This window comes from Nocardioides sp. (genome assembly GCF_964229035.1).
GTDB lineage: Bacteria > Actinomycetota > Actinomycetes > Propionibacteriales > Nocardioidaceae > Nocardioides.
Genome location: NZ_CAXRAZ010000044.1, coordinates 110,666 through 123,551, shown reverse-complemented (window position 1 = coordinate 123,551; position 12,886 = coordinate 110,666). Strand labels below are relative to the sequence as shown.

Annotated in this window: 13 protein-coding genes; 9 read left to right on the top strand and 4 right to left on the bottom strand. The window is 71.5% G+C overall.

Annotated elements, in window-relative coordinates:
• The first annotated feature begins 80 nt into the window (after positions 1-80).
• On the top strand, positions 81-3,038 hold the full coding sequence (locus ACERUN_RS14375; RefSeq protein ID WP_370290707.1) for a fibronectin type III domain-containing protein: 2,958 nt from the start codon (positions 81-83) through the stop codon (positions 3,036-3,038).
• A 123-nt stretch (positions 3,039-3,161) separates the two neighbouring features.
• On the opposite strand, the gene dtd is transcribed toward ACERUN_RS14375, so the two are convergent.
• Positions 3,162-3,590, bottom strand: coding sequence for a D-aminoacyl-tRNA deacylase (gene dtd / locus ACERUN_RS14370; protein WP_370290706.1), 429 nt, complete (start codon positions 3,588-3,590; stop codon positions 3,162-3,164).
• A gap of 13 nt (positions 3,591-3,603) precedes the next feature.
• Positions 3,604-3,963: a DsrE family protein gene (locus ACERUN_RS14365; RefSeq protein WP_370290705.1), complete on the bottom strand. Its 360-nt coding sequence runs from the start codon at positions 3,961-3,963 to the stop codon at positions 3,604-3,606.
• A 35-nt stretch (positions 3,964-3,998) separates the two neighbouring features.
• Here ACERUN_RS14365 and ACERUN_RS14360 point away from each other — a divergent pair, with 35 nt between their 5' ends.
• From ACERUN_RS14360 to ACERUN_RS14330, 7 genes are all read left to right on the top strand, one after another.
• Positions 3,999-4,493, top strand: coding sequence for an FABP family protein (locus ACERUN_RS14360; protein WP_370290704.1), 495 nt, complete (start codon positions 3,999-4,001; stop codon positions 4,491-4,493).
• Entirely contained in the window at positions 4,486-4,965 is a 480-nt protein-coding gene (locus ACERUN_RS14355; RefSeq protein ID WP_370290703.1) for a Fur family transcriptional regulator, read from the top strand. The genes ACERUN_RS14360 and ACERUN_RS14355 overlap by 8 nt, the downstream gene beginning before the upstream one ends.
• Positions 4,962-5,429: an adenylyltransferase/cytidyltransferase family protein gene (locus ACERUN_RS14350; protein ID WP_370290702.1), complete on the top strand. Its 468-nt coding sequence runs from the start codon at positions 4,962-4,964 to the stop codon at positions 5,427-5,429. Before ACERUN_RS14355 ends, ACERUN_RS14350 begins: the two co-directional genes overlap by 4 nt.
• Entirely contained in the window at positions 5,426-6,472 is a 1,047-nt protein-coding gene (locus tag ACERUN_RS14345) for a folate-binding protein YgfZ (protein WP_370290701.1), read from the top strand. Before ACERUN_RS14350 ends, ACERUN_RS14345 begins: the two co-directional genes overlap by 4 nt.
• 219 nt (positions 6,473-6,691) lie before the next feature.
• Positions 6,692-7,096: a hypothetical protein gene (locus tag ACERUN_RS14340; protein WP_370290700.1), complete on the top strand. Its 405-nt coding sequence runs from the start codon at positions 6,692-6,694 to the stop codon at positions 7,094-7,096.
• Positions 7,097-7,347: 251 nt separating this feature from the next.
• A complete protein-coding gene (locus ACERUN_RS14335) occupies positions 7,348-7,755 on the top strand; it encodes a hypothetical protein (protein WP_370290699.1) in 408 nt (135 codons plus the stop codon).
• A gap of 69 nt (positions 7,756-7,824) precedes the next feature.
• Positions 7,825-9,645: a DUF4012 domain-containing protein gene (locus tag ACERUN_RS14330; protein ID WP_370290698.1), complete on the top strand. Its 1,821-nt coding sequence runs from the start codon at positions 7,825-7,827 to the stop codon at positions 9,643-9,645.
• 12 nt (positions 9,646-9,657) lie between these two features.
• On the opposite strand, the gene ACERUN_RS14325 is transcribed toward ACERUN_RS14330, so the two are convergent.
• Together ACERUN_RS14325 and ACERUN_RS14320 are read right to left on the bottom strand one after the other, a co-directional pair.
• Complete coding sequence (locus ACERUN_RS14325) at positions 9,658-9,954, bottom strand: PqqD family protein (RefSeq protein ID WP_370290697.1); 297 nt, start codon at positions 9,952-9,954, stop codon at positions 9,658-9,660.
• A 5-nt stretch (positions 9,955-9,959) separates the two neighbouring features.
• On the bottom strand, positions 9,960-11,477 hold the full coding sequence (locus ACERUN_RS14320) for a polysaccharide biosynthesis tyrosine autokinase (RefSeq protein WP_370290696.1): 1,518 nt from the start codon (positions 11,475-11,477) through the stop codon (positions 9,960-9,962).
• Positions 11,478-11,564: 87 nt separating this feature from the next.
• On the opposite strand from ACERUN_RS14320, the gene ACERUN_RS14315 reads away from it, so the two are divergent.
• Positions 11,565-12,716, top strand: coding sequence for a hypothetical protein (locus ACERUN_RS14315; protein WP_370290694.1), 1,152 nt, complete (start codon positions 11,565-11,567; stop codon positions 12,714-12,716).
• Positions 12,717-12,886: the final 170 nt, after the last annotated feature.

Here is a 12,886-nt window from a genome sequence, read left to right as displayed (position 1 = left end):
GTGGCGCCGGTGGACGCGGCGCAGGCGGCTGCGCCGACGGCGAGTGACTGCGCTGCCCCGTTCACCCTGAGCGGCGGGGTGTGTGCACGGTCCGCTTCGGGTACACCGGCGTTCAGCAGGAGCTCACGCTCCCGGTCGATGCCTCGTCGGTGACCGTCGAGCTGGCCGGTGCATCGGGCGACGGCAGCGACCTGCAGACGCGAGCGGCGCCCGGCAAGGGCGGCAAGCTCCGTGGCGTTCTGGCGGCTGCAGCTGGCGAGCGGCTGGCAGTCATGGTCGGCCAGGAGGGCCTCGGCTACTCGGGCGGCACCACCTTCGGCGGTGGCGGTGGCCCCGGTCAGCTGCACGCCACGGACCAAGGCGGTGGCGGGACGTTCGTTGCCTCGGTCGACCGCTCTCGGCTCCTCGCCGCTGCCGGTGGCGGTGGTGCGGGTGGTCTGCAGAACAACGGTGGGCTCGACGGTGGAGCGGGATCAGGGTCGTCGACCGCCGGCTCGGTGGCGGTCTGCGGTGGAGGCGGCGCGACGGGATCCGCCGGCGGTGCCGCGGGTTTCTGCAGGTCGGGCGGGTCTGACCGCTTCGGGCGCCCGGGAGGCGGCCCGGCCACGATCGAGAACGGGGTCATCAAGCCGGGCCAGGGCGGCTCGGGGACCCATGACGGCGTCTACGCGGGCACCGGTGGCGGCGGCTACTACGGTGGCGGCTCCGGCACGACCTGGTATGGCGGCGGCGGCGGCAACGGCTTCTCCGGCGGCCTGACCGGCCCGCTGGTGACCGAGTCGACGCTCGGCGGGAACACGGGTCACGGCTACGTCGTGCTCTCCTACACCCCGATCCTCGCCCCGGATGCTCCTGGTGCGATCGCGGCTGTCGCGGGTAACGGCGGGGCCGCGGTGGTGTGGTCGGCGCCCTCCTCCGACGGCGGATCGCCCATCACCGGCTACACCGTCACCGCCTCTCCGGGCGGTGTGGTCTGTTTGACGACAGGGCTGGTGTGCTTTGTCGCCGGTCTTGCCAACGGCACCGCCTACACGTTCACGGTGACGGCGTCGAACAAGAAGACCGCCAGCGCGCCGTCGTCCAGCGCGCCGGTGGTTCCCCGCCCCATCGCGGCGGCTGACTGTGCGGCGCCTTTCAAGGCGACCTTGAGCGGCTGCATCGCAGCGATCAGCTTCAGCGGCAGTCAGCAGGACCTCACCTTGCCGGACGACGCGGACACCGTGCTCGTCGAACTCGGCGGTGCGGCCGGGAGCGGCCCTGGCAACTCGACCGCGGGTGACGGCGGGAAGGTCCGTGGAGTGCTGGCGGGTTTCGCCGGCCGACGGATCGGGGTCCTGGTCGGGCAGCAGGGACAGAGTTCTACAGGGACGCAAGGGGACCCGTCCCTCGTCGGCGGTGGCGGCGGGGTCGACGTGGGGACGTTCGCCTACCGCGGTGGTGGGGGGACCTTCATCGCTGCGCTGGACGCGCCGAGCGGCCTGCTCGCCGCTGCCGGCGGCGGTGGCGGCGGGAGCTTCCAGCCGATCCAGGCCGGAGCGGGATCGGGATCGGCCACCGGCGGTTCGGGCGGATCGTGCAGTGGCGGGGGTGCGCAGTCCGGTTCCGGCGGTGTCGCCGGGCAGTGCCTCGCCGACAGGGGGAAGCCCGGCACTGGTCCGGCCACGGTCGAATCCGGTGTGATCAGGCCCGGCACAGGAGGAAGCGCGCCCCAGAACCTCATCGGCGGCGGCTCCGGCGGCGGCGGCTACTTCGGTGGCGGAAGCGGAGCGACGAAGGGCTCCGGCGGCGGCGGAAGCGGGTTCTCGGGAGGCCTGTCGGGGCCGCTGGCCTTCGAGTCGACCCTGGGGACGAATGCCGGCGATGGCTACGCCAGGCTGGTGTACACGCCCACGGTGGCACCCGATGCACCGAGTGGTGTGTCGGCGGTTGCTGGCGTGGAGGAGGCGACGGTGTCGTGGTCGGCTCCGGCGTTCGATGGTGGGTCGCCGGTGACGGGGTACACGGTGACGGCGTCGCCGGGTGGTGCGTCGTGTTCGACCACGGGTGCGACCTCGTGCACGGTGTCGGGTCTGACGGGTGGGACCGGCTATTCGTTCTCGGTGGTGGCGTCGAACAAGAAGCGCTCGTCGGTGGGTTCGGTGGCTTCGGATGTGGTGACGCCGAGGGTGCCGGCGGTGTTGCCGGTGGTCTCGCAGGAGCCGGTGGATGTGTTGGCGATGGATGAGCGGACCGCGGTGTTCTCGGTGTCGGCGTCGGGTGTTCCTGCGCCGTCGTTTGGTTGGGAGCAGTCGTTGGATGGTGGTCGGTCGTGGTCGGCGGTGGCTGGTGCGCAGAGCGCCGCGTTGGGGGTGACGGCGGCGGCGAGGCTGAATGGTGCGTTGTTCCGGGCGGTGGTCTCGAATGAGGCGGGGGTGGTGCGGTCGGGGTCGGCGCGGTTGTCGGTGTCGCGGTTGTTGCGGGCGCCTGCGTCGTTCCGGGCGTCGCCGGGTAATGGGCGGTTGACGTTGTCGTGGGTGCCGTCGGTGGGTAACAAGCCGTTGCCGGTCTCGTCCTACGTGGTGCGCAGGCTTGATGCGGGCGGCGCGGGTGGCGCGGGTGGTTCGAGCACGGAGTGTGTGGTGCCGGCGTCGGAGCCGTTGGTGTGTGTGGTGGAGGGGTTGACGAACACGCAGCGGTATTCGTTCTCGGTGGTGGCGGTGAATTCTGCGGGTGAGGGTCGGGTGGCGACCACGGCGGGGACGCCGTATGCGGCGGTGGTCTTCACCGAGCAGCCGGTGTCGGTGACGGTGGGGTCGGGTGCGTCGTTCACGTTGAGCGCGGTGGTGGCGGCTGATCCGGTGGCGTCGTTGCGGTGGCAGGTCAGTGGTGATGGTGGTCGGACGTGGCGTAACACCGGTGGTGTGGTGACGGGTACCTCGACGAGCCTCACCGAGCGGGCGCAGTTGGCGCGTACGGGGTGGCGGTATCGGGTGAGGGCGTCGCAGCCGGTGGGTGGGGTGAGTTACAGCGATGTGGTGACGGTGAGCGTCGTCCGGTAGCTGGTGTGGGCGGTCTACCAACGGTTTTTGTCGGGTTTCGGGCCTGGAAGCGACAAGAATCGTTGGTAGACCGCACCCCACAGCGACCACCACCACCCGCCACCCACCACAGCCAGCCGAGGGTCAGGGCGTCTCGAGCAGCACGGTGAAGGGGCCGTCGTTCACCGACGTGACGGCCATGTCGGCGCCGAAGACCCCGCGCTGCACGGGCGTCCCGGCGGCCAGCAGCCCCTCGCACACCGCTTCGTACAGCGGCTCGCTGATCGCCCGCGGGGCGGCGGCGACCCAGGTGGGGCGGCGGCCCTTGCGGGCGTCGCCGTAGAGCGTGAACTGCGAGACGACGAGTGCGCCGCCGCCGGTGTCGGCGAGGGAGGCCTCGTTGGGGAGGATGCGTAGGTCGCGGATCTTGCGCACCATCCAGGCCACCTCGGCCTCGCCGTCGTCGTGGGTGACGCCGAGGTAGACCAGCAGGCCGGGGGAGTCGAGCGCGCCGACCACCTCGCCGTCCACGACGACGGAGGCGGAGGTGACGCGCTGCAGCACCGCGCGCATCAGCGGGCGCCCATCAGTAGACCAGCGCCTGGACGCCGTCGGCGAGCGCCTCCTCCACGAACGCCGCCGCGCCCGCGATGCGCACCCCCGGCAGCAGGTCGTCGGCCACGCCACGACGCTCCACGCACTGCGAGCACGCGGTGACGCGCCCGCCCTCGAGCAGGAGGGGCACGAGCTCGGTGAGGGGCGTGGCGAACTCCAGTCCGAGGTCCGCGAGGCCGGTGCGGGTGAGCAGCAGCACGGCGTCGCCGGTGCCCCACAGCGACACCTCGACGCCCGCGCCCACGGCGGTGGCGGCCACGGTGAAGCCCTGGTTGGCGCGCTCGGGGTCGTCGGTGCCGCAGGTGACCTTGACGAGGAGGGATCGCGACATGGCGCGAGCCTACGGCGTCACTAGACTCGTGCTCCGTGGCCTTCGAACTCCCCGACAACCTGCACCCCGACTGCGGTCCCATCGCCTGGATGCTCGGCACGTGGCGCGGCAACGGGCACGGCGACTACCCCACGATCGAGTCGTTCCAGTTCGGCCAGGAGCTGATCTTCACCCACGACGGCCGCCCGTTCTTCCACTACATGGCGCGCGCCTGGATCATCGACGAGGCGGGTGAGAAGGTCCGCGACGCCGCCATCGAGACCGGCTTCATCCGCGCTCGCGGCGAGGGCGTCTTCGAGATCCTGCTCACCCACAACCTCGGCATCGCCGAGATCTGGCACGGCGAGGCGGCCGACGGCAAGTTCGAGTGGACGACGGACGCCGTCGCCCGCACCGAGTCGGCCAAGGAGTACGCCGCCGGCAAGCGCCTCTACGGCAACGTCGAGGGCGACCTCCTCTACGCCTACGACATGGCCGCCATGGGCCAGCCGCTGCAGCCCCACCTGTGGGCGAGGCTCAAGCGTGCCTGAAGCCGCCGATCGCGCGGACGACGACTGGCGCGCCGCCCTGCGCCGGCGCGGCTACCGCCTCACCCCGCAGCGCGAGCTGATCCTCGCCGCGGTCGACGAGCTGGGCCACGCCACCCCCGACGAGGTGCTGGCGAGGGTGCAGCAGACGGCGAGCACGGTCAACGCCTCCACGGTCTACCGCACCCTCGAGGTGCTGGAGGAGCTCGGCCTGGTGCGTCACGCGCACCTCAGCGACCGTGCGCCCACCTACCACTCGACCCGCGACCACGAGCACTTCCACCTGGTGTGCCGGGGGTGCCGCGAGGTGATCTCGGTGGCGGCGGAAGAGGCGGAGGGGTTCGTGGCGTTGTTGAGCGAGAAGGGCTTCACGCCCGACCTCGGGCACCTCGCCGTCTTCGGGCGCTGCGCCCGCTGCGAGGCCGCCGGCACCGACACCGGCGGCGACGACCGGAAGGAGGGAGTCGAACCGTGACCACCGTGCTCACCTACGGCACCTTCGACCTCTTCCACATCGGTCACCTGCGCCTCATCGAGCGCCTGGCCTCGATGGGCGACCGGCTCGTCGTCGGCGTCTCGACCGACGAGTTCAACGCCGGCAAGGGCAAGCGCTCGGTGGTCTCCTACGACGACCGGGCCGCGATCGTCGGCGCCATCAAGGGCGTCGACCTCGTCATCCCCGAGCACTCGTGGGACCAGAAGCGCACCGACATCGCCGAGCACGGCGTCGACGTGTTCGTGATGGGCGACGACTGGGCCGGCCGCTTCGACGACCTCGGCGACCTGTGCGAGGTCCGCTACCTCCCGCGCACCTCGGGTGTCTCCAGCACCGAGATCAAGGACATGCTGCGCACCCTCGACCCTGCCCACATCGAGGAGATGCAGACCGCGCTGGGCACCCTCACCCGCCTGCTGGAGCACTACCGGGACCTCACATGAGCAACGACCAGACCAGCAACGACCAGACCAGCACCGACCAGACCAGCACCGACCAGCCCGCAGCCACGCGCACCTCGCCCCTCCTCGCCCTGCCGGGTGCGGTGGCCGGCGACGGCCGCGACGCCGGGGTGGCGGCCCACTACGGCAGCCTCTTCGGCGAGCAGCGGGCCCTGGCGGCCGGCGAGGGCTTCGTCGACCTCAGCCACCGCGACGTCCTGCGCATCGCTGGCCCCGACCGCCTCGGCTGGCTGCACTCGCTGACCACCCAGTTCTTCGAGGGCCTCGAGCCCGGTCGCTGGGTCTCGGCGCTCGTGCTCAGCCCCCAGGGCCACGTCGAGCACGCCTTCACCGGCGTGGACGACGGCGAGGCCTTCACCGCGCACACCGAGCCCGGCGCCGCCGCCGCACTGATCGGGTGGCTGGAGCGGATGCGCTTCATGATGCGCGTCGAGGTCACCGACGTCACCGACGAGTTGGCCGTGGCCTGGCGCCCCGACACCGAGCCCACCGAGCTGAGCCCCGGCCGCTACGACCTCGTCCCGCGCGAGCGGCTGGAGGCCTACGCCGAGGCGGCCGGCCCGGCCGCCGGCCTGTGGGCCTTCGAGGCGCTGCGCATCGCCCGGGGCGAGCCGCGCTTCGGCGTCGACACCGACGCCCGCACCATCCCCAACGAGGTCGGCTGGCTCGAGGGCGAGGCGGCGTGGGCCGCCGTCCACCTCGACAAGGGGTGCTACCGCGGGCAGGAGACGGTGGCGCGGGTGTTCAACCTGGGCCGCCCGCCGCGTCGGCTCACGCTGCTGCACCTCGACGGCTCCGAGAACCGCCTTCCCCCCGAGGGCGCCGAGGTGGTGCCGTCGGGTGGTGGTCGAGCGGTCGGTGTCGTGGGCTCGTCGGTGCGCCATCACGAGTACGGCCCGATCGCGCTGGCGCTGCTCAAGCGCAACGTGGACGTCGCCGCGCCGCTCGAGGTCGACGGTCTGCCCGCCGCCCAGCAGGTGATCGTGGATCCCGAGGTCGGTTTGCACTTCCGCCCTCAGCGCTGAGGTGCCCTACCAGCGCGGCGCGGTGCGCGTGGGGCGGTTGTGACAGCCGACTGGTGAGCCAGCGTTAAATCTTCATTTCGGCCGCTTCGTTTTCTTAAGAACCTGCTCGGACCTGCCACGCACTCTGGCATGCTGTGGGCTGCCCGGGGGTGGGGACCTGGGTGTGCCTTCGCCCAAGACCCCCTCGGGCAGCCCGCTCCACTGCAAGGGGAAACACTCATGAAGAAGATGGCCCTGGCCCTCCTGGCCACCATCGCTGTCGTGCTCGGGCTCGCTGTCGCGCCCGCTCAGGCCGCGCCGTACGCCGGCTCCGTGCCGACGTCCACCACGATCACTGCCGTCAACCCGCCCAACGCCGGCCAGCGCGTCGTCGTGCGCGCCAACGTGCGTGCCTCGGGCGCCCGCGTCACCGACGGCGACGTCTACCTGCGCTGCGCCACCGTGCGCAACGGCCGGACCATCGTCCGCCTCGGCTCCACCGTCGCCTACAACGGCGGCACCCAGCGCATCGTCGGCCCGGTGCTGAACCTCGCCCGCACCTGGGGCTGCCGCCTCTACTACGTCGGCGGCTCCTCGGTCTTCGCGAACAGCAGCAGCGACCGCGTCGCCGTCCGCGTCCGCTGACACCAGCACCTCAGCACCGCACCTGCGGGGCCCCGGGCTACTGCCCGGGGCCCCGTGGCATTTCCCGGCCGGCATGCCCGGCCGCCCCGAGCGAGGAGCGAGGGTTAAATCTTCGAGCTGCGAGCCGCGAGCACCAGCAATCCGGCCCGCGCCCGAGGTGCCCTCTGGCAGGCTCTCGCGAGCCCGGGCATGGGGCCCGGGCAGGTCAACGCCCGACCCCCTCGGGCGGTCTGCTCCGCTAAGGGAAAACCATGAAGAAGATGGCCCTCGCTCTCCTGGCCTCCGTCGCCGTCGCTCCCGGGCTCGCCGCCGGGGCTGCTCAGGCCGCGCCCTACCCGGGCTCCGTGCCCACCACCACCACGATCAACAGGGTCGTCCCTCCGGCGGCTGTGGGTGATCCCGTCATCGTGCGCGCCACCGTCGGCGCCTCGGGCACTGCGGTGACCGCCGGCAGCGTCTCCGTGACCTGTTCCGTGGTGGCCAACAACCGCACCTTCACGCGCACGGGCAACGCCTTCGCCTACGTCGACGCCAACCAGCGCATCCGCGGGCCGGTGCTCAACCGCGCCGGCACCTGGGCGTGCCGGGTGCTCTACACCGGTGACGGGTCCGTCTTCGCCGACAGCAGCAGCGATCCCGCCGCCGTCGTCGTCAGCTGACGCGTGATCTGGCGCCCACTCTGCGGCGAATGACCGCGCGTGGGCGCCGCATCGCCTAGGTTCGCCTCCATGTCGCGGTCCCGCTCTCGGAGCTCCTCGCGCCGCTCCGGCTCGCGTGGCCGGTCGCGCTCGCGGCGGCCTCGCCTCGACCGCCGCTGGCTCCTCGGCGGTGCCCTGCTGGCGGTGCTGGCCGTGGCGTGGGCCGGCTACCAGGCGCTGCAGGTGCGGGGCGACCTCAACCGGGCGGCGGACGCCGCGCAGGCGATCCGCGCCGACGCCTCGGCCGGGCAGATCGTGGCCGAGGGCGACCCGCGCCTGACGACGCTCACCGAATCGGCCGCCTCAGCCGACGACCGCACCCACGGCTTCACGTGGTCGTTGCTCACGCGCCTCCCGTTCTTCGGGGACGACGCCCGCGGCGTGCGCGCTGCCTCGGCCGCGATCGACGCGATCGCCCGCGACGGCATCAGCCAGCTGGTGACCGCCTCGGCCGAGGTCGACAAGCTGACGGTGCGCGACGGCCGCATCCCGCTCGACCGCGTCACGGCACTGCAGGCGCCGGTGGCGAGCGCAGCCCAGGCCTTCGAGCGCGCGCAGCGCCAGCTGGCCGCCGAGGACCCGAGCGGCTACGTCGGCCCGGTGCGCTCGGCGTTCGACCGGCTCGCGAAGGAGACCGACGACGCCGCCGCGGCGCTGCGCTCGGCCGAGATCGCCACCCGCATCCTGCCGTCGATGCTGGGCGCCGACGGTCCGCGCAACTACATGCTGGTGTTCCAGAACAACGCCGAGGTGCGCTCCACCGGCGGCCTCCCGGGCGCGGGTGCCTACCTGCGGGCGGCGAACGGCAAGATCAGCCTGCTGCGCCAGACCGACGGCTTCGACTTCCCGAAGACCTCCCAGCCCGTCCTCAAGCTGACAGAGGCGGAGCAGGCGCTCTACGGCACGCCGGTGGGGGAGTACTACCTCAGCGCCAACATGACCCCCGACGTGCCGCGGGCCAGCGACATCATGAAGGCGCTGTGGCTGCGCTCCTTCCCGAACGACCGCATCGACGGCGTGCTGATGGTCGACACCGTCTCGCTCGGCTACCTCATCAAGGCCACCGGCCCGATCACGGTGCAGCGGCGCGAGCTCAACGGCGACAACCTGGTCGACGAGCTGCTCAACAACACCTACCTGCGCGAGAAGGACCCGCTCAAGCAGAACGTCTTCTTCGCCGAGGCCGCGCGCGTAGCCTTCGAGAAGATCACCTCCGACGTGAAGGACCCCGCGGCCCTGCTGCGCGGCGTCGCCCAGGCCGCCCAGGAGGGCCGGGTCTTCCTGCACAGCTACGACCGCACCATCCAGGGCGAGATCGACGGCACCCGGGTGGCCGGTCAGGTCGAGCCGGTGGCGGGGGCGCCGGCCAAGCGTCGTCCTGATGTGCTGGTGACCTACAACGACAACACCGGCTCGAAGATGTCGTACTACCTGCGCACGCAGGCCGTGATCGACACGGCCGGCTGCACGGGCAACCGCCAGAGCTACACCGGTCGCCTGCGCGCCACCTCGATCGCGCCCAAGAACGCCGCGCAGCTGCCGGAGTACATCACCGGCGGCGGGCTGTTCGGCACTCCGCCCGGACTCCAGCTGGTGTCCGTGCGGCTCTTCGCCCCGCAGGGCGGCACCATCGGGGAGGTGCGCTCCAACGGCCAGCCGCTCGAGGTCGACCGCGTGGACGACGCCGGCCGCCCCGTCGCGATGACCTTCCTGCAGCTCTCGCCGGGCCAGACCATCAACCTGTCGTGGACGATGGAGTCGGCCAAGGGCCAGCTCGGCCCCACCGACGTGCGCGTCACGCCGACCATCGACGGCAAGGTGCCGCCGAGTCAGCTCGCCCCGGCCTGCTGAGCCCCGGCCGTCCTACCGGCGCCGCAACAGCCCGAGGCCCAGCAGCTGATCGATGAAGGTCAGCACGTCGTCGCGCACCACGTCGGCCTCGACGAACACCTCGTCGGCGACCGCCGCGACCACACCCTCGAGGTCCCGCTCGCCGTCGATCGCCTTCCAGATGATCGCCGCCGAGCCCTCGAGCACCACCGGCGGCCGATCGAGGTGCGCGAGGTCGAGCAGCGACACGCGCTGGGGTGACGACGCCACGGCGACGTCGTCACCCTTGGCGACGACGACCCGCTCGACCTCGTGTTCCGTCCGCTCCACCGCGCTCAGGCGTACTGGCGCCTACGGCTACGGCGCGACTTGCCGCCACCGCGGCCACCGCGACGCCCGCCACCGCGGTAGTCGTCGCGGTCGTCGCGCCGCGACTGGCGGGGTGCAGGGGCGGAGCCGTCGTCCTCGGTCACGTAACCGTCGTACATGTCGCCATAGCCGTAGCCGTAGACGCCGGTCTTCTTGCTGACCCGGTTGACCACGAGGCCGAGGATCTCGGAGTTGACCGTCTCGAGGGAGTCGATGGCCTGCTGGATCTCGGTGTCGAGGGTCTTGCCGCTCGAGAGCACGAGCAGCGTGCCGTCGACGGCCACCGAGAGCACGGCGGCGTCGGTGACGGGCAGGAGCGGCGGGGCGTCGATGATCACGTAGCCCTGGCCGCGCAGCTTCTTGACCAGCTCACGCATGGCCCGCGAGCCGAGCAGTTCGCTCGGGATCGGGGCGGGCGGGCCGGCGGGCAGCACCTGGAGGTTGTGGAAGCCCTCGGGACGCTGCAGAGCGTCCTCGAGCGGCACGAGGCCGGCGAGCACGCTGGTGAGGCCCACGCCGGTGGTGTCGACGCCGAAGGCCGAGGCGGCCGAGGGGCGGCGCAGGTCGCCGTCGATGAGGACGACGGGCGCGCCGGTCGAGTCGAGTGCGGCGGCCAGGTTGACCGCGACCGTGCTCTTGCCGTCGCCCGGGCGGGCGCTGGTGACGACGATCGAGCGCACCGGGTTGTCGACGCGCATGTAGGTGAGGTTCGTGCGCAGCTTGCGGAAGGCCTCAGCTGCGGGGGAGTTGGCGGTGCGGGCGCCGCGCACGGCGATGCCGCCCTCGTAGCCGCGGTCGTGCTCGAGCACGGGCGCGGCCGGGATCGCGGCGACGACCGAGTGGCCCACGCGCTTCTCGATCTCGTCGGGGCGGCGAAGACGTCGATCGAACTGCTGGCGGACGACGGCGTAGGCGGTGGCGAGGATGAGTCCCAAGGTGAAGCCAAGGGCGCCGTTCATGATGGGATCCGGCGAGACGGGAGCACCGGGCAGCTCAGCGGACTCGATCGGAACCACGCGCGGGGTGCCATCGGGGGTCGGAGCGTTCGGCGACTCGATCAGCTTGACCTGATCCGCCACTGCGGCGATGTAGGCGTCGGCTTGGCGCTGAGCTTCCTCTGGTGTGCTGGCTCGCACCGTGATCTTGAGCAGGACGGTCTCTACCGGCTGCGACACCTCAACCTTGCCGACGAGGCTCGCCGGAGACTCCCTCAGCCCCAGGTCGTCAATCACCTGCTGGGCGGTGGCGCGGCTCTTGGCGATGTCGACGTACGAGGTCGCACGACTCTTGGCGAGCTGGTCGTTGATCGATCCGAGCGCGGGGTTGTCGCTCTCGCCGGTGCCGACGAACCCGGTGGCATTGGCGGCGTAGACCTTCGGCTGCGTCACGGTGTACGCGGCGACGGCGATCAACACGGCCGCCAGGATCGCCAGCGAGCCGATCCAGTGCGAACGCAGTGCCCGCAGGTAGTCCTGGATCCCCATGATTGCGTCAACTCCCTCGATTGGTCGGCGGCTCTCGCGTTACCGCATTCCTCCGTAGCCGCGCGTCCGAATCATTACAGTGACCGCGTGCAGCCTGGGGTGGAATCGTCGGATCGACGCGCGGCGATCGTCACAGTGCAGACCTTGGGAGGCACCGTCGCCGTGTGTTTCGAAAGCGACGACGCCGTTGTCGCCTCCTTCCGGCGATTGTGGTCGCGTGCGCTCGTCGATGCCACCCAGGCTCACGTGCCGGAACCGGACGCGCAGGTGACGGCGATCGCGGGATCGGACGAAGAGGTGCAGCACGCGCTGGCGCGCGACGTCACGGTCGCCGCGATCGAGGCCCGATCGCACGAGCTGTGGACGGTGCACGCAGCGGGCCTCGCCGACCCGTCCACCGGCGCTGTGGTCGCGCTCGTCGCTCCCTCCGGCACGGGCAAGTCGACCGCTGCTCAGCACCTGGGCCGACGCTGGGCCTACCTGTCCGACGAGACCGTCGGTATCGACGCCGAGGGCAGGGTGTTCGCCCACCCCAAGCCCGTCTCCGTGGTCGTTGAGGGCACGTATCTCAAGAGGCAGGTCAGCCCGGATGAGGCCGGTCTCGTCGAGACCTCTGGAGACCTCCACCTCGGGGCGGTCGTGCTTCTTGAGCGTGACGGGCGGGACGTCCCCCTGGTCGAGGAGTTGCCCCGCGCTCACGCGGTCGCGCTGGTGGCGAGGGAGACGTCGTACCTGGCGCGGCTCCCACGCCCTCTTCACTACCTCGATCGCGCGCTGAGCCGGGCGGCCGGCGTCTGGCGCGTGACGTACGGCGATCTTGACGGACTCGAGCAGGCGGTGGAGAGCCTCCTCTCCCGATCCTCGGAGTCTCCGCGTCCCTCGGATGAGGCCCCGATCGAGGGTTCTGCGGGGGGAGTTTCCGGCCCCGGAGTGGGCGACGACGACCCGGTCGAGCTCGACGCCGAGCAGGTGGTCGCGGCCCCGTCGCTCGATGTCCTCGACGTAGAGGGTGAGCGTCTCATCCTGATCGGCGAGCGGGTCGTGCTGCTCTCCCCGGTGGCTGCGGCCATCCACCGCCACCTGACCGCGGGCGGGCCGATGACCCGATCCGAGCTGCTCGCGTCGTTGGCGAGGGAGCTGGACCTGCCCGATCAGCCAGATGAGGCACTGGGGCGCCTGCTGGAGCAGTTGGCCGGCGAGGCGGTGGTCGTGACGGGCGATGCTGCTGATCCCGAGTGAGGCCTCAACCGGTTCCCATCGGCGGGCGGGGCGCGAACGTGAGGCACGACATTCGGATTTAACACAGCATTCTTGAAATCCGGGTCCGGGTCCCAGCGCGGGCCGCTAATCTCATCCCATCGACCGCGGACCACATCTCCACCTGTCCTCGAACCCCCGCTGGTCGCGCG

What these genes read in the sequence shown, in the direction of transcription:
- dtd (WP_370290706.1), bottom strand. Translation starts at nt 3,590, where the DNA reads ATGCGCGCGGTGCTGCAGCGCGTCACCTCCGCCTCCGTCGTCGTGGAC.
- ACERUN_RS14345 (WP_370290701.1), top strand. Translation starts at nt 5,426, where the DNA reads ATGAGCAACGACCAGACCAGCAACGACCAGACCAGCACCGACCAGACC.
- ACERUN_RS14340 (WP_370290700.1), top strand. Translation starts at nt 6,692, where the DNA reads ATGAAGAAGATGGCCCTGGCCCTCCTGGCCACCATCGCTGTCGTGCTC.
- ACERUN_RS14335 (WP_370290699.1), top strand. Translation starts at nt 7,348, where the DNA reads ATGAAGAAGATGGCCCTCGCTCTCCTGGCCTCCGTCGCCGTCGCTCCC.
- ACERUN_RS14330 (WP_370290698.1), top strand. Translation starts at nt 7,825, where the DNA reads ATGTCGCGGTCCCGCTCTCGGAGCTCCTCGCGCCGCTCCGGCTCGCGT.
- ACERUN_RS14320 (WP_370290696.1), bottom strand. Translation starts at nt 11,477, where the DNA reads ATGGGGATCCAGGACTACCTGCGGGCACTGCGTTCGCACTGGATCGGC.
- ACERUN_RS14365 (WP_370290705.1), bottom strand. Translation starts at nt 3,963, where the DNA reads ATGTCGCGATCCCTCCTCGTCAAGGTCACCTGCGGCACCGACGACCCC.